The 21,891-nt window shown below is 46.9% G+C and carries 22 protein-coding genes, 2 tRNA genes and 1 pseudogene; 12 read left to right on the forward strand and 13 right to left on the reverse strand.

Annotation, left to right across the window (positions count from 1 at the left end; genetic code table 11):
• Window positions 1–4: 4 nt before the first annotated feature.
• Entirely contained in the window at window positions 5–790 is a 786-nt protein-coding gene (locus OCV68_RS05845; protein WP_262571404.1) for a hypothetical protein, read from the forward strand.
• A gap of 71 nt (window positions 791–861) precedes the next feature.
• Here the strand turns inward: OCV68_RS05845 and OCV68_RS05850 are convergent, their stop codons facing one another.
• The 3 genes from OCV68_RS05850 to OCV68_RS05860 form a co-directional block, all read right to left on the reverse strand.
• Complete coding sequence (locus OCV68_RS05850; RefSeq protein WP_262571406.1) at window positions 862–1,569, reverse strand: helix-turn-helix domain-containing protein; 708 nt, start codon at window positions 1,567–1,569, stop codon at window positions 862–864.
• Between the two features lie 390 nt (window positions 1,570–1,959).
• A complete protein-coding gene (locus OCV68_RS05855; RefSeq protein WP_147621976.1) occupies window positions 1,960–2,220 on the reverse strand; it encodes a hypothetical protein in 261 nt (86 codons plus the stop codon).
• A 22-nt stretch (window positions 2,221–2,242) separates the two neighbouring features.
• Complete coding sequence (locus OCV68_RS05860; RefSeq protein WP_147621977.1) at window positions 2,243–2,482, reverse strand: hypothetical protein; 240 nt, start codon at window positions 2,480–2,482, stop codon at window positions 2,243–2,245.
• Window positions 2,483–2,658: 176 nt separating this feature from the next.
• Between OCV68_RS05860 and OCV68_RS05865 the strand changes: the two genes are divergently transcribed.
• The 5 genes and pseudogenes from OCV68_RS05865 to OCV68_RS05885 all read left to right on the forward strand — a co-directional run bounded on the left by OCV68_RS05865 (window position 2,659) and on the right by OCV68_RS05885 (window position 6,971).
• On the forward strand, window positions 2,659–2,994 hold the full coding sequence (locus tag OCV68_RS05865; protein ID WP_262571408.1) for a hypothetical protein: 336 nt from the start codon (window positions 2,659–2,661) through the stop codon (window positions 2,992–2,994).
• A gap of 138 nt (window positions 2,995–3,132) precedes the next feature.
• Window positions 3,133–3,315 (forward strand): hypothetical protein, encoded by a 183-nt coding sequence (locus OCV68_RS05870; protein WP_262571410.1) that lies wholly within the window; start codon window positions 3,133–3,135, stop codon window positions 3,313–3,315.
• 453 nt (window positions 3,316–3,768) lie between these two features.
• Window positions 3,769–5,208: a plasmid recombination protein gene (locus tag OCV68_RS05875; RefSeq protein ID WP_262571412.1), complete on the forward strand. Its 1,440-nt coding sequence runs from the start codon at window positions 3,769–3,771 to the stop codon at window positions 5,206–5,208.
• 50 nt (window positions 5,209–5,258) lie between these two features.
• A complete protein-coding gene (locus OCV68_RS05880; protein ID WP_262571413.1) occupies window positions 5,259–5,594 on the forward strand; it encodes a helix-turn-helix domain-containing protein in 336 nt (111 codons plus the stop codon).
• A 161-nt stretch (window positions 5,595–5,755) separates the two neighbouring features.
• Window positions 5,756–6,971, forward strand: a pseudogene (locus tag OCV68_RS05885) (tyrosine-type recombinase/integrase).
• An 87-nt stretch (window positions 6,972–7,058) separates the two neighbouring features.
• Here OCV68_RS05885 and OCV68_RS05890 read toward each other — a convergent pair.
• The 3 genes from OCV68_RS05890 to OCV68_RS05900 all read right to left on the reverse strand — a co-directional run bounded on the left by OCV68_RS05890 (window position 7,059) and on the right by OCV68_RS05900 (window position 7,571).
• A tRNA-Glu gene (locus OCV68_RS05890) sits at window positions 7,059–7,133 on the reverse strand.
• A 31-nt stretch (window positions 7,134–7,164) separates the two neighbouring features.
• A tRNA-Met gene (locus OCV68_RS05895) sits at window positions 7,165–7,241 on the reverse strand.
• A gap of 171 nt (window positions 7,242–7,412) precedes the next feature.
• Entirely contained in the window at window positions 7,413–7,571 is a 159-nt protein-coding gene (locus OCV68_RS05900; RefSeq protein WP_022474686.1) for a hypothetical protein, read from the reverse strand.
• A 329-nt stretch (window positions 7,572–7,900) separates the two neighbouring features.
• On the opposite strand from OCV68_RS05900, the gene OCV68_RS05905 reads away from it, so the two are divergent.
• Entirely contained in the window at window positions 7,901–9,055 is a 1,155-nt protein-coding gene (locus OCV68_RS05905; protein WP_262571415.1) for a hypothetical protein, read from the forward strand.
• Between the two features lie 184 nt (window positions 9,056–9,239).
• Here the strand turns inward: OCV68_RS05905 and OCV68_RS05910 are convergent, their stop codons facing one another.
• A complete protein-coding gene (locus OCV68_RS05910) occupies window positions 9,240–10,709 on the reverse strand; it encodes an alpha-N-arabinofuranosidase (RefSeq protein WP_262571417.1) in 1,470 nt (489 codons plus the stop codon).
• 143 nt (window positions 10,710–10,852) lie between these two features.
• On the opposite strand from OCV68_RS05910, the gene OCV68_RS05915 reads away from it, so the two are divergent.
• From OCV68_RS05915 to OCV68_RS05930, 4 genes are all read left to right on the forward strand, one after another.
• The gene (locus tag OCV68_RS05915; protein ID WP_022474689.1) at window positions 10,853–11,641 is read left to right on the forward strand and encodes a helix-turn-helix domain-containing protein; all 789 of its coding nucleotides are present in this window, start codon (window positions 10,853–10,855) and stop codon (window positions 11,639–11,641) included.
• A 63-nt stretch (window positions 11,642–11,704) separates the two neighbouring features.
• Window positions 11,705–12,571: a YwqG family protein gene (locus OCV68_RS05920; RefSeq protein ID WP_262571419.1), complete on the forward strand. Its 867-nt coding sequence runs from the start codon at window positions 11,705–11,707 to the stop codon at window positions 12,569–12,571.
• A gap of 66 nt (window positions 12,572–12,637) precedes the next feature.
• Window positions 12,638–13,207 (forward strand): GNAT family N-acetyltransferase, encoded by a 570-nt coding sequence (locus OCV68_RS05925; RefSeq protein WP_262571421.1) that lies wholly within the window; start codon window positions 12,638–12,640, stop codon window positions 13,205–13,207.
• Between the two features lie 94 nt (window positions 13,208–13,301).
• Window positions 13,302–14,111 carry a Cof-type HAD-IIB family hydrolase gene (locus OCV68_RS05930; RefSeq protein WP_262571423.1) on the forward strand — a complete coding sequence of 270 codons (810 nt, stop codon included), beginning with the start codon at window positions 13,302–13,304 and terminating at the stop codon, window positions 14,109–14,111.
• 165 nt (window positions 14,112–14,276) lie between these two features.
• Here OCV68_RS05930 and gpmI read toward each other — a convergent pair whose 3' ends face one another.
• The 6 genes from gpmI to spoVAD form a co-directional block, all read right to left on the reverse strand.
• The gene (gene gpmI, locus OCV68_RS05935) at window positions 14,277–15,797 is read right to left on the reverse strand and encodes a 2,3-bisphosphoglycerate-independent phosphoglycerate mutase (protein WP_262571425.1); all 1,521 of its coding nucleotides are present in this window, start codon (window positions 15,795–15,797) and stop codon (window positions 14,277–14,279) included.
• Window positions 15,798–15,884: 87 nt separating this feature from the next.
• Window positions 15,885–16,661, reverse strand: coding sequence for a triose-phosphate isomerase (tpiA, locus tag OCV68_RS05940; protein ID WP_022474694.1), 777 nt, complete (start codon window positions 16,659–16,661; stop codon window positions 15,885–15,887).
• A 168-nt stretch (window positions 16,662–16,829) separates the two neighbouring features.
• A complete protein-coding gene (locus OCV68_RS05945; protein ID WP_262571427.1) occupies window positions 16,830–17,267 on the reverse strand; it encodes a pentapeptide repeat-containing protein in 438 nt (145 codons plus the stop codon).
• 140 nt (window positions 17,268–17,407) lie between these two features.
• Complete coding sequence (locus OCV68_RS05950; protein WP_262571429.1) at window positions 17,408–18,631, reverse strand: phosphoglycerate kinase; 1,224 nt, start codon at window positions 18,629–18,631, stop codon at window positions 17,408–17,410.
• 211 nt (window positions 18,632–18,842) lie between these two features.
• Window positions 18,843–19,202: a stage V sporulation protein AE gene (spoVAE, locus tag OCV68_RS05955; protein ID WP_262571431.1), complete on the reverse strand. Its 360-nt coding sequence runs from the start codon at window positions 19,200–19,202 to the stop codon at window positions 18,843–18,845.
• Between the two features lie 6 nt (window positions 19,203–19,208).
• A complete protein-coding gene (spoVAD, locus tag OCV68_RS05960) occupies window positions 19,209–20,225 on the reverse strand; it encodes a stage V sporulation protein AD (protein ID WP_262571433.1) in 1,017 nt (338 codons plus the stop codon).
• Window positions 20,226–20,411: 186 nt separating this feature from the next.
• Between spoVAD and OCV68_RS05965 the strand changes: the two genes are divergently transcribed.
• The gene (locus OCV68_RS05965; RefSeq protein ID WP_147621994.1) at window positions 20,412–21,851 is read left to right on the forward strand and encodes an alanine/glycine:cation symporter family protein; all 1,440 of its coding nucleotides are present in this window, start codon (window positions 20,412–20,414) and stop codon (window positions 21,849–21,851) included.
• The last annotated feature ends 40 nt before the right edge of the window (window positions 21,852–21,891 follow it).

Genomic DNA, 21,891 nt, shown 5'->3' on the forward strand with positions numbered 1-21,891 from the left:
TAATATGACTAATAAACAGAGAAATTACTCGAAGTATCTAATAATTTTCGTTGATGTCCTTGGAAGTCAGAATAAGACAGATTTTCAAGAATCCTATCTTATAAACACTGTTTTTCATGAAGAGTTCCAATCACAACTCAAAAATGATATGCCACATACCGCATATCAGCGTAAGGTGTTTACCTTTTCAGATTGTGCTTACATTTTTTATCAATTCAAAGAGGATATTGAAGAAGAACGCAAGGATATTGGCGCATTATTTAAGGTGGCATTGTGTAATTGTGAACCTATATTTTTAAGACTTCTAAAAGAAAAGATACTGTTTCGTGGAGGCGTATATTACGGAGATGCTTACGTTGATTCCGAAAGAAATATGTTTTTTGGTCCAGCTGTAGTAGAGGCATATAAGTTGGAATCAAAAGTTGCGGTACATCCTCGCATTTTAATTGACAGTTTTGTTGCTGAAAAGATCGATGAGAGCGTTCAAAAGGCAATCGATGCTTTTCTTCAAAACTCTCCCCAGGCTAATTTACTTCCTATAATAGGCGAATCATCTTTTGGTAGAGGTGTTGTTGAAAAGGACATCGACGAAAAGTATATATTAAATTATTTACATTATCCCGAAAACAATATTGTATTACAAGGATGCTATTTTTCAAGTATTGATTTTTTGAATGAAATAATTGATTATTGCCAATCGCAAATTAAAACAATAAATGATTACAGAGTTATTGATAAACTTTACTATCTGCTTAGATTCACTGAAAGCAAATTAAGTCATTTAGTATAGTTTGATTATGCTATTGTAATACCCAAAACCTCCGCAGGAAAATAATCTTGCGGAGGTTTCTTTACTATATTTTATTCACACCCCGTAAACATTACCTGATAACTCAACCCTGTAAACTCCCTGAGAAAGTCCATATCCGAGAAGTTCAGTCCGTAGTTATGCGTCTTACCGCTGTCCTTTCCCGTGTAGAGATACTCCATCTTCTCCTGATCGAGATGCTCGGTGCGGAGAGCTTCACGGTCAAAGCCTTTTTCTTTCAGGTGATACAGCACGATGCGTGAGAGCTGCACCTGCACGATGCGGTAACTTTCAGTGTCAGCACAGTGATCGAGAATGCCCAGTATATCGAATATCGTTTCGGTGTCTTTCAGATGCTCGATATCGTATGCTGTTTCGGGGACGTACTCTATATACTTATCATTGTTGAGGAACTGCACCGTACAATTCACATAGGGAATGATCTTGAGCTGCATTTCCAGGCTGATCTCACTTCCACGGCGAAGGCTAACCCACCTCTGTGAAAGGGAGCTTACCGACTTGAACACACTTCTTTTCTTATTTGCCTGCGGAATGATCGGCGTATCGTCCTCGTTTATCAGATAATCTATCGGAACATCGAAGTATTCCGCTATCCTCGTTATCATTTCGAGATTAGGCATACCGTCATTCACCCATTTGGTGACGGTCGCTGCCGAGATACCAAGCTCGGTGGCTAATGTCCTCGGCTTGATTCCTCTCTCATCGCAAAGTTCATTGTATTTTCTCCAAAAGACAGTCATTTTGTGTCCCTCCAATTTGTGCAAAAGGCAGAACTTAACTCGTTCTGATTATTTTCACTTGACAAATGCTGCTTAGGTAGCATATAATATATCTTAGAGATTGAAACGTGTTATTTCTTGATATATTATAGCACATCGTACGCAATCTGTCAAGAGAAATAAAAGAAAAATTACAAAAAAAGAGGAAACCGACAAAATGATTAGTATTTCATGGGGAGAACCCCGACCATTGCGGCAGAGGACAGATGCAATTCTTTTTCCGCTTGATGCTCTGCGAACAGGTGTTCATGACGATACAGGCAATCCTAGCAACTTATTTCACCAACATGGAAATGGATAAAAAATAACTGCCTTAACTTCGTCAACACGTAGATAGGGCAGTTATAAATATTACTTTTTCTTTGGATTGTACTTATATCTGACATTATTTCCACTTTCATTCGCTACAATAGTATCACCAGTTTCGGGAGATTTTAATGTCATGCTATTATTTTTATTTTTTTGCATTTCGAGGGGGACTTTTTGACCAGGTAATAAATTACTATAAATCTCACCTAACATTTGAATTGGTGTAATAGGTGCTACAGGAGAATTAGAATCGGGCTCATTTCTCTTAGGTAGCATTTTATCTTTTTTATCTTTTGAACTCATAAAAATCCTTCCTTTCGAAAAATTATTTGTCAGACCATTTTTTCCTTAATAGCATCTGATTGCCTATAGGCTCAACTTCATCCCAGCCAGCCTCTTTAGCATTTTTGACAACCGCATCCTTTACTGAATCAACAATTCTTGTCTTTTTATCTCCAGTGTTTTCCTGATTATACAATCCAAGAACCTGGGTTGGACTAAGAATAACAGCCGGTTCATTTTGACTACGGTCAGCAGGGTCTGGCATTACAAACTTGCGTGGCATTATTATCGCCTCCTTAATGTTATAGTACTAATCAATACCTCAGTACGCAATATGCACCTTGGTACACATTGTGTACTTACTAATTTTATTATACAAGAAGCAAACATAAATGTCAAGCCGTAAAGAATAATTTGTTAATATGCACAAATGTTTAGCGGCGATGATACATTTTTTGTTTGTACTACTATGACAAAACGTTTGATACGCTCCTGAGAGCGTTTAACCTCGCTCATTATTACCGCTATCAGGCGATATACGGGTTCAGCGTCAACGCTCCCGACGGGAACATCGTCAAGGCTGAAAAGATCATCCAGATGTTCAAGACCAAGAATATCAAACATGGCTTGAAGTCCGACCTCTACCACGCCTGCCGATGCGATCTTTTTCCGTCCGCAAAGGACTTCTATTCGGCTCTCGATACTCTTGCTGAATACGGCTATGTTGCTTACGAAGATGTCACCGCCGCCAACAACAAAAAGACTCAGATGGTTCATGTGAATCCCCATATCTGAATCACGTTGGATTTTGTGGCTTTTGTGGTGGCTGACATTGAAACTGCGGTATAGCGACTTTTACAAGAGACAGGGCTGAATGTTGGTTGCTGTCGGTTGATGTTGGTTGAGCATTTTTGCGGAAAGGAGGTGACGTGTATGCCCGATATGAAAAAGGTTGAAAAGCTGATTTCTATCCTTGAAGAAAGAAGCGGTCTTGATGTTCGTGAAGCTGTTGCTCGCAACATTCACTACCTCGACGGTTATGAGAGCTATCTCTATAAAAAAGAGATAGAATATCTGCTCGAAACTCTCGATGTCGAGGAGGAGCCGCCGTTCTGATTTTTATGATCTCGGAGCGAGTGTTTTAACAGAATCCGAGCAGAGATTTTTGCAGAAAATATCATTTCCGATATGATGTTTTTCAAAAAATGTAATGCGGATTTTTGAATAAATGTACCCACAATTTCGACTGCTCCGACAGCCGTTCTTCTCCCGTAAGGGATAGCCCCGCAGGGCGGAGTAGTTCTTGTGGCGGTCTGATGCTGCCGCAAGTACTACGGAGTTACAAGCGGCGCACGCACAAGACTACGCTATGTGCTGCACCCTTGTAATCGCTGCTACGTAGCTTTTTTCCTGCGACCATCTCTTGTGTCGTTCAGGAAAAATTTGTCCGTCAGGACTGGCGATAGCCCTTCCGCCTCAGCGGTCATGAAAGGAGTTGATGCCTATGATTTTCAGATTGGATTTCGTAGATAGAAAGAAGTAAATCCAATGAACAAGAAAGGCGAAACTATGAAAGAAAAAAGAATTTCATTCGGTCAGGGAAATGGTTCTCTGACTCACAATAACAGGGAGTTCATGGCGGACAATGTTGATCCGCTCCGCACTCCGCAAAACATCACCTTCGTGCGTCAGCCGATAGGCGAAGCATACGATCAGCTTTTTGCTGAATCCACCGAGCGTTACAATGCCAAACAGAAGCGTAACGACCGCAAGGCTCACGGCAGCTACTATGAGCATCTCTTTGGTGTAAAACCTTGCAACACTGTCCGTACTGCCGCCGACAAACGTAAGAGCTTTTATGAGGACGTTGTGCAGATCGGAAAACGTGAGGATTCGGGATACGGCACTGAGGACTTTCAGCTTGTAGCTGACTGCCTGAAAGAGTACATGGAAGGTTTCCGGAATCGCAATCCAAACTTCTATGTTTTTAACGCTGTTCTGCACATGGACGAAGCCACCCCGCATCTGCACATCGACTACATTCCTGTCGGTCATTACAAGCGTGGTCAGGACGTTCAGAACGGTATCGCCCAGGCTCTGAAAGAAATGGGGTATGGCGAGGGTAAGCAGGCTATTGCCCGTTGGCGAGCTGCTGAGGTGGAAGTACTGAATAAAATCTGCCTTGAACATGGTATCAAGCCACTTGCTCCCGAAAAGGCGAGAGGGACTTTAGAGATACCGGAATACAAGGAGAAACGCAGGCAGGCGGACGAGCTGGCGGTGCAGAATACGCAGGCTCGGTATCAGCTTGAACTTAAAAAGACAATGCTCGTTTCGACTGAAACTCAGCTTGCTGAACAGAAGAAAATCCTCGGTGATACACAACAGCAAGTCCGTGAAGCTACTGCCGATCTCATCGAGCAGGAGCAGAAGCTGGAGGACGGAGAAACGGAGTTGTCCGAGGTCAAGGAAAAGGTCAGCAAGGCAAAGCAGGAGTATGAAAGACAGCAGCAGAAAAGCCAGTCGATAATGTGTTTCCTGCCTGACTTGGAAAAAGACCGAAAGCTCGAAATGGAGTTTGACAACTACCATAACGAGTTGCGTGATATGCTGAAAAGTCCTGTTTCTATCATGAAACACAAGGACGGCATCAAGAGTGTGGTCGATAAAATGGAAGATCTGGTCATAAAAGCACAGGACAAGTCCCACAAGGCTGACCTGACAATCTATGACCTTCGTGCCAATCAGGAGAATTTTGACCAGTTATATGATGCTGAACAGGCAAAGTCCAAAGCTCTTTACTCACAGGTGCAGACGCTGACAAGCGAAAAGAGTGCGTTGGCCAAGAAGTACAATGCAACAATGGCTGTCTACCGTCAGATTGAGAGAATCGCTCCCGATGTGATCGAGCAGGCAAAACGGCTTGTTGAAGCAGAAAAGCAGAGAGAGCAGGCGCAACAGATAGAATACCAGCCCACAAGAAAGAAAAAATCGTGGGGACTGGAATAAACATACAAACAAGATAGAAAGCAGGGGAAGTACCTGCTATGGAGGGAATAATGACTACAAATCGTAAGAACGAGCTTATCGCTCAGCTCATAAGCATTTTGAGCGAACTTATCGAAGCTAATGATTCCGAACAGGTGTCCGAGGTTAAGTCCGAAGCTGTTGAGATGCTGACCGTCAAGGAATGCACCGAAGCGGTCAGGGGGCTGTCTGAACACACCATCCGCAAGCTGATAAAGCAAGGCAAACTGCCGTATCTTAGGACAGGTGACGGCGTAAACGGCAAGATGCTTATCAACAAGGCTGATTTGCTCGCCTACTTCAACGGACAGACAGCAAACAGGATAAGTTTGTATGCTGAGAACGGCGATTTTACGCTGTTTGAATGACAACAGACAGAAAATCCACAAACACCATAGAACATGAACATAGATTTCGGCATACTCCAAAAAAAGATAGAAAAACTCTTGACAAAAGCCCGATAGTGCGCTAACATTAGAGTAACAGGAGTATGCCATAAAATCTATGTTGACAGGAAGGACATCAACTTATGGCTACGATAAGAAAAAGAGGAAACTCCTATCAGATCAGAGTTTCCTGCGGATATGATACATCAGGCAATCAGGTCATTCAGACCATGACATGGAAGCCTGCGGACGGTATGAACAAGAAGCAGATTGAGAAAGAGCTTCAGAAGCAGGCGATCCTCTTTGAGGACAAGTGCATGAAAGGTCAGGTCACGGCGAATATCAAATTTCAGGACTTTGCCGAGCAGTGGTTTGAAGAGTATGCAAAGCTCAACCTCAGAAACACGTCCTATGAGCGTATGAAACAGCTCACCGTGAGGGTATACCCTGCGATTGGACACCTCAGACTTGACAAGATCACCAGCCGACATATCCAGCAGTTTATCAACGATCTGGCACTTAACGGCAAAAGCCTGAAAAACGGCAGACCGCTGTCGAGAAAGACAGCCGTTCATCATCTCAGCTTCATCAGCGATGTGTTCAGCTACGCTGTGAAGATGGAAATGCTTACCGATAACCCCTGCAAGCGTGTTACCGTTCCGAAGGGCGAGAAGAAGGAGAAGGACATCTACACTTTGGAAGAAGTCGCACAGCTCTTTCAGCTCCTTGAAACCGCACCGCTGAAATACCTACCGCACTTTCTTTACTTTGGCGATATACAGCGGATTCAGACGTGGAGAAATGCTTGGTCTTGAATGGAAGGACATTGACTGGGAGCATAACGTTATCAGCGTCCGCAGAACAAGCAATTACACCGCTTCTAAGGGTATCTACACCGACACCACCAAAACGAAGAAGTCTCAGCGTTCGCTGAAATTTTCTCAGAGCGTCATGGACTTGCTCCGTGAGTATAAAGCGGAACAGGACGAGGAGCGTGTAAAGCTCGGTACGAAGTGGCAGGACTATGACCGCCTGTTCGTAAAGTGGGACGGCAGACCAATGAACAACAATACACCGTATTTCTGGCTCAAAGAATTCTGTGAAGCAAACAATTTCCGTTTCTGTGACATTCACTCCCTGCGACACTTCTATGCTTCGGCTCTTATCAATGAGGGCGTGGACGCTGCGGCGGTGTCGGGTGCGTTAGGACACTCGGTTATAAGCACAACGACCTCGATTTACTGCCACGTATTTCAGCAGGCACAGGCAAGGGCAGGGGATGCCATCGCTTCGGTTCTTGATTTTTCTTCAAAGAACAAGCAGAGTGCGAAAGTAACGGCAAAGGACAGTAATTCTTAATAAAGGACAGATAAAGGACAAAACCGCATTTGGGTAAAAAAAGAAATCAGCAAACCTCGTATCTACGTGGTTTGCTGATTAAAAAGCTGGTGACCCGTACGGGAATTGAACCCATGATTACGCCGTGAAAGGGCGTCGTCTTAACCTCTTGACCAACGGGCCAACAAAGCTGCCGATATTTCAGCAGCCTGTCTGGTAGCGGCAGTGGGACTTGAACCTACGACCCCCTGGGTATGAACCAAGTGCTCTAGCCAACTGAGCTATACCGCCATATTATTTTTGTCGTTTGTTTTTGTTTCAGTTTCAAGCGACTTGTTTATTATACGCTATTATTCGCTAAAAGTCAAGGCTTTTTATCAAAAAAATCGAGTTTTGTAAAATATCACAATCAAAGCCACAATTTTAGCGGAGCTATACAGCACATCATACAACTCTGCAAACTTATTTCCAGAGAAACGCCCAGATATCCACATACGGGATGACCAGGTACATCACCAGAGCCGCAGTCGCTGCCGCAGCCCATACACGAAACAGCGAACGGAACATGGACTTCCTGGTGGATACATCTATCTCCCTGCAAAACTCATTACAATTTTCCATATGCTCCTCCGACTCCAACAGCCTATTGTAAGCTACAAATATAATATAACATATCCGAATGTGTTTTTTCTATCGTTTTTATTGTATCATATGTAAATATTTCGGCGGCCTTTCGCACCTTTTTGTATATATTGCAGTGTAATCGTGTCAAAGTTTATGTATATTTGTAATTGATGACAAAATTCACAACATAAGTTTATGCACATTTTTTTGTCAAAATTGGTTGCTGTAATTTGAACAATGTGTTATAATAGGTGTATTAAGACGGGCTGAGGTTAATCTACCGTCAGACTCGCAATTTTTCTATTTATTTTTGGAGGTATTTTATCATGGACGGAACCGGATTCCTCAAAACAGTCAATTTCGGCGGATTTGATAAAAAAGACGTACTTGCTTATGTAGATCAGCTCAATACAAAGATATATACTCTTGAAAACGAGCTTGAAGAAAAGAAGGCGCTTCTTGAAAACAGCGGCGGAAACATGGAAGACAAGGAAAAGTATGAGCAGCTCCTGGCTTCCGATAAGGCTAAGATCACCGAGCTCCAGACCAGCAATGACTCTCTCAAGAATCAGCTCAAGAACTGCGAAGATGAGTCCGCTGAGAAGGATAAGGAGATCGAAGAGCTGAAGAAGAAGCTCGCCGATATGGAAAACGAGCTTGTTGAGGCTAAGAACAAGGCAGCTGCTGCTTCCTCTGCCGAGAACAGTGCTATGGAGCTCACAAACGTATTCGTTGAGGCCCAGAGAACTGCAAGCACCATCGTTACTCAGGCTAAGGAAAACGCAAGAAAGATGGACGAGGACGCTAAGAAGCTCGCTAACCAGGTAGTTGACGACGCTAACAGCAAGGCTTCCACCATCGTTAAGTCTGCTGATGAAAAGGCTTCCAAGATCCTTACAGACGCTGAGGACAGATCTGCTGAGATGCGTACAGCTGCCGACAACATGAAGGCTGTTGTTCTTTCCGAGATTGCAGATATCGAGTCCAACGTTACACAGCTCAAGGGCATTCTCGATTCTCTTACCAAGGACAGCCTTGCTAAGGTAAATGAAACTGCTGACCTTCTCACCAAGACCCAGGATACTCTCAAGAAGAACGGTATCCCTCAGTTCACAGCACCCAAGAGTGTAAAGACTGCCGCTCCTGTAAATAATGCTAAGCCCGCACCCGCTCCTGCTCCCGCAGCAAAGCCTGCGCCTGCTCCTGCTCCCACTCCTGCGGCTAACAACAATGCAGCTGCAAAGCCTGCTCCTGCGCCTGCACCCACTCCCGCAGCCAACACTGCAGCAGCAAAGCCCGCTTCCGCTCCCAAGCCTACTCCCAAGCTCAACAACAACTTCGGTTTTGACCTGAGCGAGATTGAGAAGATGGCTAAGGCTATCGAGGCTGACGCTTCCAAGCACAACAAGGGCACTCCCGTAAACGATGATTACGACGGAACCGTTGATGCTAAGAAGATCAAGCTTTCCGACATGGGCTGATTTTGAATCGCTTCAATACATAAAAAATCAAGGCATTACCGCTTGGCGGTAATGCCTTTTTTGTGTCATATATACTTACAAGCTTATAATACTAATCACCAATAAAACTATAGACAAAAAATCTTCGCATAATCCACACACGCAAGATTATGCGAAGATTTTTTGTATAGTTTTTAATTGGTGCTTAGTATAAAATAGTGAACACCGCAACGGAGCATGCGGGAAGCACTGCCGACAGCTTTCCATTGGAGACGGAAGCGCTCAGAGCCTCGGGAGCTACCTTTTCGGGTGCATCAAAGCTGTTGAAGCTGTGTACCTCATCGGTGAGGATACGGGCGCTTACGCTGCTGCACTCAAATCCACTGATATCGCAGTCAAGCTCAGCAGACTCTTCCAGTGAGCAGTTGGCAGCGGTAACGGTCATCACGCCATCCTTTACAGAGGCGGAAACGGACATCATGGGTATCTCCCCTGTCATTACATTTTCGCAGAAGCAGTAAACATTTTCGCCGTCCTGATGCTCCTTGAACATATCGAACACATGATATGTGGGAGTTTTCACCAGCTTCTCGCCCTCGGTAAGCAGAAGCGCCTGAAGCACATTAACTGCCTGAGCAAGGTTTGCCATTATCACCCTTTCGCTGTGGCGATTGAAGATATTCAGGTTGCAGGCTGCCACGATAGCGTCACGCATGGTGTTCTGCTGATATAAGAAGCCGGGATTTGTACCCTTTTCAACGTCATACCAGCAGCCCCACTCGTCAACTATCAGCCCGATCTCATGTTCGGGGTCGTAGCGGTTCATTATCTCGCCGTGGCGGGTCACAAGCTCCTCCATGTAAAGGGTCTTGGAAATGGTTGCGTAGTATTCGTCCGTTGTAAAATCCACCGCATCGCCCTTGTGTCCCCAGTCGCCTGTGGGCAGGGTGTAGTAATGGAGCGATATGCCACGGGTGCTCAACTTGCTGAGATTTTTCATAATAGTCTCTGTCCAGCCGTAGTCGTTGGAGTTGGGACCGCAGGCGAACTTGAACAGCTTATTGCCCGAAAAATCCTTGCAAAAGCTCTGATAACGGCGGTATTCGTCAACATAATATTCGGGACGCATACTTCCGCCGCAGCCCCAGTTCTCGTTGCCGATGCCAAGATATTTCAGCTTCCAGGGCTTTTCCCTGCCGTTCTTTCGACGCAGATCTGCCATTGGGGAAACGCCGTCAAAGGTGATGTACTCTATCCATTCGGCAAGCTCGCTGATAGTTCCGCTGCCAAGATTGCCCGCAAGATAAGGCTCACAGCCTATCTCCTCGCACATATTGAAAAATTCGTGAGTGCCGAAGGAATTGTCCTCGGTAACGCCGCCCCAGTTGGTGTTTATCATTTTTTTGCGGGCACTTTTTTCGCCGATGCCGTCCTTCCAGTGGTATTCGTCCGCAAAGCAGCCGCCGGGCCAGCGGAGAACAGGCATTTTTATCTGCTTGAAAGCCTCAATAACGTCCCTGCGCACGCCGTTTATGTTGGGGATAGACGAGTTCTCGCCCACATAAATGCCGTTATAGATACATCTTCCCAGGTGCTCGGAAAAATGGCCGTATATCTCGGGATTGATGTGTCCCTTTTTGTCCTTTGCGTTGATTAGCATTGATATTTTCTTCATTTATCGCTTCCTCCTGACGTTTTTAGCGTTCCTAACGGTAACATATTATATTTACGCTATTTATACTATAGCCTATTGACAGCTGCTTTTCAATGACATATAATATTTTTAAACTAACAAATAATACTTTATGAGGTGATGATATGATAAGTCTCAACGCCATAGGAAAGGACACGAGACATACGGGGGATTTCTGCATATGGCGGCCTGACGGCTCAGGGGACAATCTGCTTGTTATCTTCAAGACCTCCGCCCTGCTCATCATTGACGGCAATGAGATCATCGTCCCACCCGACAGCCTTATCATCTACAAAAAGGACACGCCCCAGTATTATAAGACCATCTGCGGCAACTACGCCAACCATTTCATTCACTTCAACGTGACCGATGATGACAATATTCTCGACACCGTGGAGACGGACAGGCTCATAACCTCGGTGAACATCTCCGCCGTGGAAGAGCTGCTGACCATACTCTGCCGTGAGAATATGTCCCCCTCGGAACATCGTCGGCAGTATGCCGATATGCTCATACGAATGATACTTATGAAAATATCCGAGGGCGGAGGCGAAAGCAGTGACGGCGAACACACCTACAGTGAGCAGCTGCGGCAGCTGAGAGCGGATATTTACAGCAATGCGGGGGGATTTGGCTCCGTCAGGCAGCTGGCGGACAGGATAAATCTCAGCCCGTCCTATTTTCAGACGGTGTACAAAAAGCAGTTCGGGGTCAGCTGCTACGAGGATATCATTTCTGCAAGGGTACAGTCGGGGCAGTATTACCTTGCCACCACTGCCCTGCCCGTGAAAGAGATATCCCAGATATGCGGCTATGACACTGACATCTGCTTTATGCGTGTGTTCAAAAAGCACACGGGACTTACGCCCTGCGAGTACAGGAAAAGGGCGGCGGGGAAAGAAAGGGCTGTTTGACACTCCCCTATACCCATGATATAATAATAATAATAACAATTTACTGACCAAAGGAGCTATCATATGCCTGATATTAACGATGTTATCAAAAAAGCCGACAGCCTTGTTCCACCTCTGCCAATACTCAGGCTCAGACCTGTGGCAGGCAAAGGCGGCATCTTCGACAGCAAGCTGGGCGGAACGCCTTATTTTCCAAAGTCCATGGAATACCCCAGAGGAACTGATGGCAGCTACAAGGACAAGCCTCTGCGCCTGCTGGTGCAGCTGAATTTTGAAAAACTTCCTCACATTGAGGATTTCCCCCGTCAGGGAATTTTGCAGATATTCCTCGCCTGTGAAAATGACTGCCTGTATGGCTTTGACTTCAACTCCGCAGATGAACAGACCGATCAGAACGGCTTCAGGGTAATATATCACAAGGACATCATAACCGACACATCTCTGCTCATTTCAGATGACGATATCCCCTGCGACAGCTTCAGCAGCGATGAGTACGATTTTCCGCTGAAAAAGGAATTTATCCTATGTGCCGAAGAGCCTGACAAATGCCCTGCCACTCCCGACGACTATCGCTTCAGTAATGCTCTTGTCAGCAGCTATAGTGAGATAATGGGTCAGGAAGTATCAAATTACTGGAATATAGACGGCTATGACACCCCTTATGACCGCTGCCCCGAAAGCGTGGCATTCATCGGCGGATATCCCCGTTTTACCCAGTCCGACCCACGGGAGGACTGCCCGTCTCTGGAAGGCTTTGACCGTGTTCTTTTCGAGCTTGGCAGCCTGCAGGGTGAAGAGATCACCTCATGGGGCGGTCATGACTTTGACATCATATGGGGAGATGTGGGCACAGGCGTGTTCCTCATTCCCGCAGAAAAGCTCAGGGCTTGCGACTTCTCGGAAGTGGTCTATAATTATGACTGCGGCTGATATACTTGATTTGTTCATTTTCAAATCCTATAATATTTGTATGATATTATGAAAGGACTGCTTCAAATGAGCGATATAACTATCAGAAACGTAACTCCCGACGATGCGGAGGAGCTGCTTGAAATATACGCCCCCTACGTTGCCGAGACTGCCATTTCCTTTGAAATAGATATTCCCACTGCGGAGGATTTTCGCAGCAGGATAGAACACACCCTGAAAAAATACCCCTACATCGCCGCCATAAAGGACGGTCATATCGTGGGGTATGCCTATGCCTCTGCTTTTCACCCCCGTGAGGCATACAACCGCTGCGCCGAGCTGACGGTATATATCAAAAAGGATATGCGCCGCTCGGGCTGCGGAAAGCTGCTTTACACAACGCTTGAGGATATGCTCAAAAAGCAGAACGTGCTGAATGCCTACGCCTGCATCGCATACACAGAGCATGAGGACGCTCATCTCACCAACGACAGCATGAAATTTCACAAGCACATGGGCTACCGCCTGATAGGCCGCTTTATTTCCTGCGGCAGGAAGTTTGACAGCTGGTATGACATGATCTGGATGGAAAAGCTCATCGGCGAACACTCCGACTCCCCTGCCCCCTTTATCCCCTATGAAAAGCCGGGCAGGTAAGTTATATTAACAAAACGGTCAAAGAGAAATGCTTTTATTGCCCGATGAAATATGATATATTGTTACAGGAAAGATTTTATCGGGAGAAGTGCATATGAGCTACAAAATTATATTTCTTGACATTGACGGAACGCTGACCAATGCTGAAAAGAAGGTCACGCCCGCCACAAAAAAGGCGCTTTTTGAAGCGCAGGAAAAAGGATACCTGGCGGCAATAGCCTCCGGCAGACCCGACAGGGGCGTTGAGGGCATTGCCCGTGAAATAGGGCTTGACAAATTCGGCGGATTTACTCTGTCCTACAATGGCGGCAGGGTGCGCAACTTCAAGACGGGCGAGCTGCTGGTGCAAAAGAGTCTTGGCAGTGATGTTTTCGGGATAGTTGCCGAGTTTGCACGCCGCAACGGCGCAGATGTGATGACCTACGAGGGCGACACTATCATCTGCGAAAATCCTGACAACGAGTTTATTCAGATCGAATCACGGATAAACGGTCTGCCCGTAAAAAAGGTGGACAACATCGGCGAATACGTGGATTTCAGCGTGCCTAAGTGCATCATCGCAGGCAATGGTGACAGAATGGCAGAGCTGGAACCTCAGCTGAGAGAACATCTTGCAGGCAAGGCGGACGTTTTCCGCTCGGAACCGTTTTTCCTTGAAATAATGCCCTATCACACCGACAAGGCGGTTTCCATCGGCGAGCTTATCAAAAAGCTTGGCATAAAGCGTGAGAAGGCCATTGCCTGTGGTGACGGCTACAACGACGTTTCCATGATAAAATATGCAGGTTTGGGCGTGGCTATGGAAAACGCCTGTGACGCTGCAAAGGAAGCGGCTGATTTTATCACGCTGTCAAACGAAAATGACGGCGTGGCTAATGTTATTGAAAGGTTTATGAAGCCATAAAACGAAAAAAGCTCCCGTTAGTGGGAGCTTTTTTATACTAATCTTTGATCGTTCTATAGACAAAGCCGACAGAATAGCCGAGGATTTGTCTGTAGTCTGATTGAAGATTAGTATAAAATATCGGCTCCCGCAGATAACGGGAGCCGATACTTATTATAACCAAAATTACTTTTCGATAAGAGACTTTCCTGTCATTTCCTTGGGCTGAGGAAGCTCCATGATCTCAAGCATTGTGGGGCACAGGTCAGCAAGAACGCCGCCCTCCTTAAGCTTGCAGTCATAGCCTACAACGATAAGGGGAACAGGATTTGTGGTGTGAGCGGTAAAGGGTGAGCCGTCAGCTTCAAGCATCTTATCTGCATTACCGTGGTCTGCGCTGATAAGTGCAACGCCGCCCTTTGCAAGGATAGCATCTACCATTCTGCCTACGCAGGTATCAACAGCCTCAACAGCTGCCTTTGCTGCGTCGAAAATACCGGTATGACCGACCATATCGCAGTTAGCGTAGTTAAGGATAATGGTATCGTACTTATCGGACTCGATAGCCTCAACTACCTTGTCGGTTACCTCGTATGCGCTCATCTCGGGCTTCAGGTCAAAGGTAGGAACGTCGGGAGACTTGACAAGTATTCTGTCCTCGCCATCGAACTGCTTTTCCTCGCCGCCGTTGAAGAAGAATGTAACGTGTGCATACTTCTGGGTCTCGGCAATTCTCAGCTGAGTCTTGCCGCACTTTGCCATATACTCGCCGAAGGTCATTGTGAGCTGCTCGGGAGGATATGCAACGAGAACGTTGGGCATTGTAGCATCGTACTGAGCCATGCAGACGAATGTTACAGGGAAGTAGCCCTTCTTTCTCTCGAAGCCCTTGAACTCGGGGTCAACGAAAGCTCTGGTTATCTGACGTGCTCTGTCGGGGCGGAAGTTGAAGAATACAACGCTGTCGTTTTCCTTTATCATGCCGTCCTTGTCGATAACGGTGGGGAGCATGAACTCATCGGTAACGCCGTTTGCGTAGGAGTTCTTTATAGCCTGAACAGGGTCGGTCTCCTGAACGCCCTCGCCCATAACAAGAGCATCGTATGCCTTTTCAACTCTGTCCCAAGCGTTATCACGGTCCATAGCGTAATATCTGCCGGAGACAGTGGCTACCTTGCCCTTGCCGATCTTCTTCATCTCGGCAACAGCCTCTTCCATAAATTCAGCTGCGGAGGAAGGGGGAACGTCTCTTCCGTCCAGGAATGCGTGAACATATACCTTGTCAACGCCGTGCTGCTTTGCCATTTCAAGCAGGCCGTACATATGCTCCATGTGGCTGTGAACGCCGCCGGGAGAAAGCAGACCCATGAGATGAAGAGCGCTTCCCTTTGCCTTGCAGTTTTCCATAGCGGTCACAAGCGCCTTGTTCTTGAAGAACTCGCCGTCCTTGATGTCCTTGGAGATCTTTACCAGCATCTGGTAAACGATCCTGCCTGCGCCGATGTTTGTATGACCTACCTCGGAGTTGCCCATCTGACCGTCGGGGAGACCTACGTCAAGTCCCGATGCGCCGATGATAGTGTGGGGGCACTCTGCGAAATATTTATCCAGGTTGGGCTTCTTTGCCGCAGCGATAGCGTTGCCGTAATCGCTGGGGTTGATTCCGTAACCGTCCATGATAATGAGAGCTACAGGTCTTTTGCTCATAATTTTCAAATCCTTTCAGAAACTACAGTTGAAAAAAACAAGGCGCTGCGGTAAAGACCGCAGGCGTCTTGATCTTGCTTGTTATGATCAGCCGTTTACAGCTGCCTGTACGATGGTGTTGAAGTCCTCAGCCTTGAGGGAAGCGCCGCCGATAAGGCCGCCGTCAACATTGGGCTTGGAAAGAAGCTCTGCGCAGTTCTTTGCGTTCATGGAGCCGCCGTACTGGATCGTAACAGCGTCAGCAGTAGCTGCATCGTAAAGCTTAGCGAGAACGCCACGGATAAAGCCGCAAACTTCCTCAGCCTGGTCAGCGGTAGCAGTCTTGCCTGTACCGATAGCCCAGACAGGCTCGTAAGCGATGATAGTCTTCTTGATATCGTCAGCGGAAACGCCTGCAAAGTCAAGCTTGATCTGGCGGGAGATAACTTCCTCGGTGATATCAGCCTCACGCTCTGCAAGAAGCTCACCTACACAAACGATGGGCTTGAGACCTGCTGCGAGAGCAGCCTTTGTTCTCTTGTTAACAGTCTCATCAGTCTCGCCGAAGTACTGACGTCTCTCGGAGTGACCGATTACAACGTACTCAACGCCAAGCTCAGTGAGCATATCAGCGGAGATCTCGCCGGTGAAAGCGCCGCTCTTTTCAAAGTGAACGTTCTCAGCGCCTACCTTAACGTTGGAGCCTGCTGTGGTGTTAACAGCGGTCTCAAGGTTGGTGAAAGGAACGCAGGCGATAACTTCTACCTTGCCCTCAGCGTTTGCAACCAGGGGCTTGATAGCTTCGAGAAGAGCCTTAGCCTCGGGACGGGTCTTGTTCATTTTCCAGTTTCCGGCAATAACTGCCTTTCTGAGATTCTTGTTCATGATATTTTCTCCTTTATATTTGGGCTTCCGTTAAAAGAAACCCATATTAGAATAAGGATACTGCATAATAACAGTCTCCTATACAAAATTATCTGATTTTATTTTACCACATCATCGGGGACTTGTCAACAAAAAAGCGGCATTTTCTGCCGCTTTTCAAAATCAGATTTACTTATAATACTTTTCCAGCAGCTCGCTAAGGGGAATGCCGTCAATGGTCACACCTGACACCTGACATGAATTTATGGCAAGACCTGTAAGATCGCAGTTTTCAAAGGTAACGTCCGAAAGGTCGCAGCCCACAAAGCTTGCCTTTGAGATATCGGTGCTTTCCATTCTTGCATCGGTCATATCGCCGTTGGTCATGCGGAACTTGCTCATGGAAACGTCGGTGAATGCCGAGCCTGACATATTTGCGTTGACCACGGATGTGTCGGACATCATAACGTTGTCAAACTGGGTGGATATCATATTGCAGCCGCTGACAGTCACCTCCGAAAGGTCGCAGTCGGCAGCGGAAACGCCTGTGAAATCCGTATTTGCTATGTTGGAATATGAAAAATCACAGTCACGGCATATATCCACTTTCTGATTTTTAAGTATCATATTATCTCTCCTCTGCTTTTTGCCAATTACATTTTAACGGCATCGGTATTATTGTCAGCGGACTTATCCGCATAGATCTATTACCCCTATAAATAAAAATCGGGACGAAGCACGCCGCTCCGTCCCGAAATAAAGTGATCTTACTTTTCAGCAATAGCTGCAACGCCGGGAAGAACCTTACCTTCAAGGTACTCGAGGGAAGCGCCGCCGCCAGTGGAAATGTGAGACATCTTATCTGCAAAGCCGAGCTGCATAACAGCTGCTGCGGAATCGCCGCCGCCGATGATAGTGGTAGCGTCTGTTTCTGCAAGAGCCTTAGCTACTGCAATGGTACCCTTTGCAAGAACAGGGTTCTCAAATACGCCCATAGGACCGTTCCAAACAACAGTCTTTGCGCTCTTTACAGCGTCAGCGAAGAGAGCCTGTGTCTTTTCACCGATATCAAGACCCATCTTGTCAGCGGGGATCTTGTCAGCGTCAACGGTCTCAACAGCGATCTCAGCGTCGATAGGATCAGGGAAGGAAGCTGCGATAACAGCGTCAACGGGAAGAAGAAGCTTCTTACCGAGCTTGTCAGCCTTAGCCATCATTTCCTTGCAGTAGTCGATCTTCTCGTTGTCAACGAGAGAAGTACCTACCTCGTAGCCCTTAGCCTTGAGGAAGGTGTAAGCCATACCGCCGCCGATGATAAGTGTATCGCACTTTTCGAGGAGGTTGGAGATAACGTTCAGCTTGTCAGCTACCTTAGCACCGCCGAGGATAGCAACGAAAGGTCTGACAGGGTTCTCAACCGCATTGCCGAGATACTTGATCTCCTTCTGCATGAGGTAACCAACTGCAGTCTCCTTAACGAACTTTGTAACGCCCTCAGTGGAAGCGTGTGCACGGTGAGCGGAGCCGAAAGCGTCCATTACGAATACCTGACCGTCAACCAGATCAGCAAGCTCCTTGGAGAAGCCTTCGCCGTTCTTGGTCTCGTCAGCGCCTCTGAATCTGGTGTTCTCGAGGAGAACAACGTCGCCGTCAGCCATTTCGGCAACAGCCTTCTTAGCGTTGTCGCCTACAACAGTGTCATCAGCAGCAAATGTAACCTTTGTGCCGGGGAGAACTTCTTCAAGTCTCTTTGCTACGGGAGCAAGGGAGAACTTAGCCTCGGGACCGTTCTTGGGCTTGCCGAGATGAGAACAGAGAACGACCTTTCCGCCGTCGGAGATAAGCTTCTTGATAGTGGGGAGGGCAGCCTGGATACGGTTGTCGTTAGTGATAACGCCGTCCTTGAGGGGAACGTTGAAGTCGCATCTTACGAGAACCTTTTTGCCCTTAACGTTAATGTCGTCAACAGTGACTTTGTTTAATTCTGCCATTGGTATGACATCCTTTCATAGATAAATATCCGAGGCTGTTTCAGATGCCTCGGCAGCTTATTAAAGCTATCATATATATTTTATACTATTTTCCGATTTTTTGCAAGGGGTTTGGAAGATTTTTTTACTTATATTTCGTATTAAACAACATTAAAGCAAAAAGAAACGATCTGAGCGCTCAGTTCGTTTCCTTTTATCATATATTATGGCGTTATTTCTCCTTTGACTTGCAGCACACACCCATTATAAGACCGAACACCATGGCGGCGGTTATGCCTGCGGAGGCAGCGGAAAGTCCGCCTGTGACAGCTCCCAGAAGTCCCTTTGTTTCAACAGCCTCACGCACGCCCTCAGCAAGAGCGTTGCCGAAGCCTGTAAGGGGAACTGCCGCTCCCGCTCCCGCAAAGTCGATGAGAGGGCGGTATATCTTAAACGCTCCCAGCACCACTCCCGCCACAACGTAAAGCACAAGGATACGTGCGGGGGTAAGCTTTGTATAGTCGATAAGCACCTGTCCCACGGCGCACAGCGCACCGCCTACGATAAATGCCCATAAATAATCTGTAAACATAATTTTTCACCCTTCATATGAGATGTGGACTGCATGGGATATTCCCGGAATGCTTTCCCCCTGCTGTGACAGCGTGGGGGACATAAGCGCTCCCGTGGCGCAGAAAAGGATATTTTTCAGCTCGCCGCTTTTTACCTTGTCAAGGAAATATCCGCACAGCACCGAGGCACTGCAGCCGCAGCCCGAGCCGCCTGCATGAACGTCCTGGGTTTCGTAGTCGAATATCATAGTGCCGCAGTCCTTGTACCCGGAGGATATGTTTATTCCCTCTTTTGCCAGCAGCTCTATAAGCAATGTGCCGCCCACACGTCCAAGATCGCCTGTGATTATCAGGTCAAAGTCATCGGGGGCAAGCCCTCTGTCCTCCAGATGTGTCTTGATTACATATGCCGCCGCAGGAGCCATTGCCGCACCCATATTGTTGGCGTCGGTAACACCCATATCCACTATCTTGCCGATAGTCGCCGCCTTTACATAAGGGCCATTCTCGCTGTGGGGAGAAACCACCGCCGCTCCCGAAGCGGTGCATGTCCACTGAGCTGTGGGAGTTCTCACGCCGCCGTATGATAATGGGAAGCGGAACTGCCTTTCAGCCGAACAAAAGTGGGAAGATGTGACTGCCACCACATTTCCGCCAATATCGCTGTCCGTCATAAGCGAAGCCATGAGCAGGCTCTCGGACATGGTTGAGCAGGCTCCGTAAACGCAAAGAAGAGGTATTTCCAGCTCTCTCAGTCCATATGATGTGGAGGTGCACTGATTTATAAGGTCGCCTGCGAACATATAGTTTATGTCCTCGCAGCGGAGCTTGCCCTTTTCCAGCGCTTTCATCACCGTAAGGCGCAAAAGCTCACTTTCCGCCTTTTCCCATGTGTCCTGCCCAAAGTATGGGTCCTGATATACCTGGTCGAAATGCCTGCCCAGAGGGCCGTCGCCCTCCTTTTTGCCTACAACAGCCGCATAGCTGCGGATAGTGGGGGGCTTGTCCATTATAAAAGTATTTCTTGAAAGACGTTTTGCCATCTCACTTACGTTCCTTTCGCAGATGTTTTGCTACAATTATCTGCAAAGTGCCGTAAATTATACATTCAAAGGGATAAAAGCATAAAAATTACATCTATATTCAAAAAATTATAACGAAATTATCGTTAATATATGTTAACATATTATTTAGTATGCACAAATTTTAATTATAGGAGATGGGATAATATGACTTTTGACCAGATACTGGCAAAAATTGACGACTTTGTGTGGGGCGTACCTCTCATCGTTCTTATCCTTGCGGCAGGTCTGCTGCTGACAATAAGAACGGGATTTATTCAGGTAAGGCATCTTCCCCGTGCGCTCAGATACCTTTTTAAGGAAGAAGTATCTGAGGAAGAAGAGATAGTTCACGGCGAGGTATCGGGCTTTGCTTCACTCTGCACAGCCCTTTCGGCAACTATCGGAACAGGAAACATTGTCGGCGTTGCAACCGCAGTAGGTATTCTGGCAGGCGGTCCCGGCGCACTTTTCTGGATGTGGGTGGCTGCATTTCTCGGAATGGCAACAAAGTATTCCGAGGGCTTCCTTGCAGTAAAGTACCGCACAGTCGATGAGGACGGTCACGTTCTCGGCGGACCTTTCTACTACATAGAAAAGGGCATGGGCGTAAAGTGGAAGTGGCTTGCAAAGATATTTGCATTCTTCGGTGCCTGCGTTGGTCTTATGGGAATAGGCACATTCTCTCAGGTAAACGGCATCGCATCCGCAGTAACAGGCTTCTTTGACCCCAACAAGACAAACACCATTACCCTTTTCGGCAATGACTATTCTATCGTTACCGTTATCAGCGCATTCGTGCTTGCTATCCTTGCAGGTCTGGTAATCATCGGCGGCCTCAAGAGAATAAGCAGCGTTTCTCAGGTAGTTGTTCCTTTCATGGCTATCCTGTACGTTCTGACAGTTGTGGTACTTATCATCTGCAACATCACAAAGCTCCCCGCAGCTATCGCAGAAGTCGTAACAAGCGCATTCGGCGCAAAGGCTATGGCAGGCGGTGCTCTCGGTGCAGTTCTCATCTCCATGAAAAACGGTATCGCAAGAGGTATCTTCTCCAATGAGTCAGGTCTCGGCTCCGCACCTATCGCAGCAGCCGCAGCAAAGACCAAGGAGCCTGTAAGACAGGGACTTATCTCCATGACCGGCACATTTATCGACACCATCATTATCTGCACAATGACAGGTCTTGCTATCGTAATGGCAGGTTCATGGAAGGATGAAGCTCTCCAGGGCGTTCAGATAACCACAGACGCTTTCCAGAAGGGACTTCATTTCCTCCCCAGCCAGGCAGCTTCCTTTATCCTTATGATATGCCTGGTATTCTTCGCATTCACAACTATCCTCGGCTGGAACTACTACGGCGAAAGATGCCTTGAGTACCTCAGCGGCAAGAACAAGACAGCTGTTATGATCTACAGAATACTTTACATCGCAGCTGTATTTATCGGCCCTTACATGACAGTTTCCGCAGTATGGACCATCGCAGATATATTCAACGGACTTATGGCTCTCCCCAACCTTGTGGCGCTGTTTGCCCTGAATAGTGTGGTGGCAAAGGACACAAAGGATTACTTCAAGCGTCTTAAGGCAGGAGAACTAAAGGAATAACATTATCATCAAACAGACTATCGGCATCAGGAGGCGGATA

It is taken from the genome of Huintestinicola butyrica (assembly GCF_025567215.1).
Classification (GTDB): Bacteria; Bacillota; Clostridia; order Oscillospirales; family Ruminococcaceae; genus Huintestinicola; species Huintestinicola butyrica.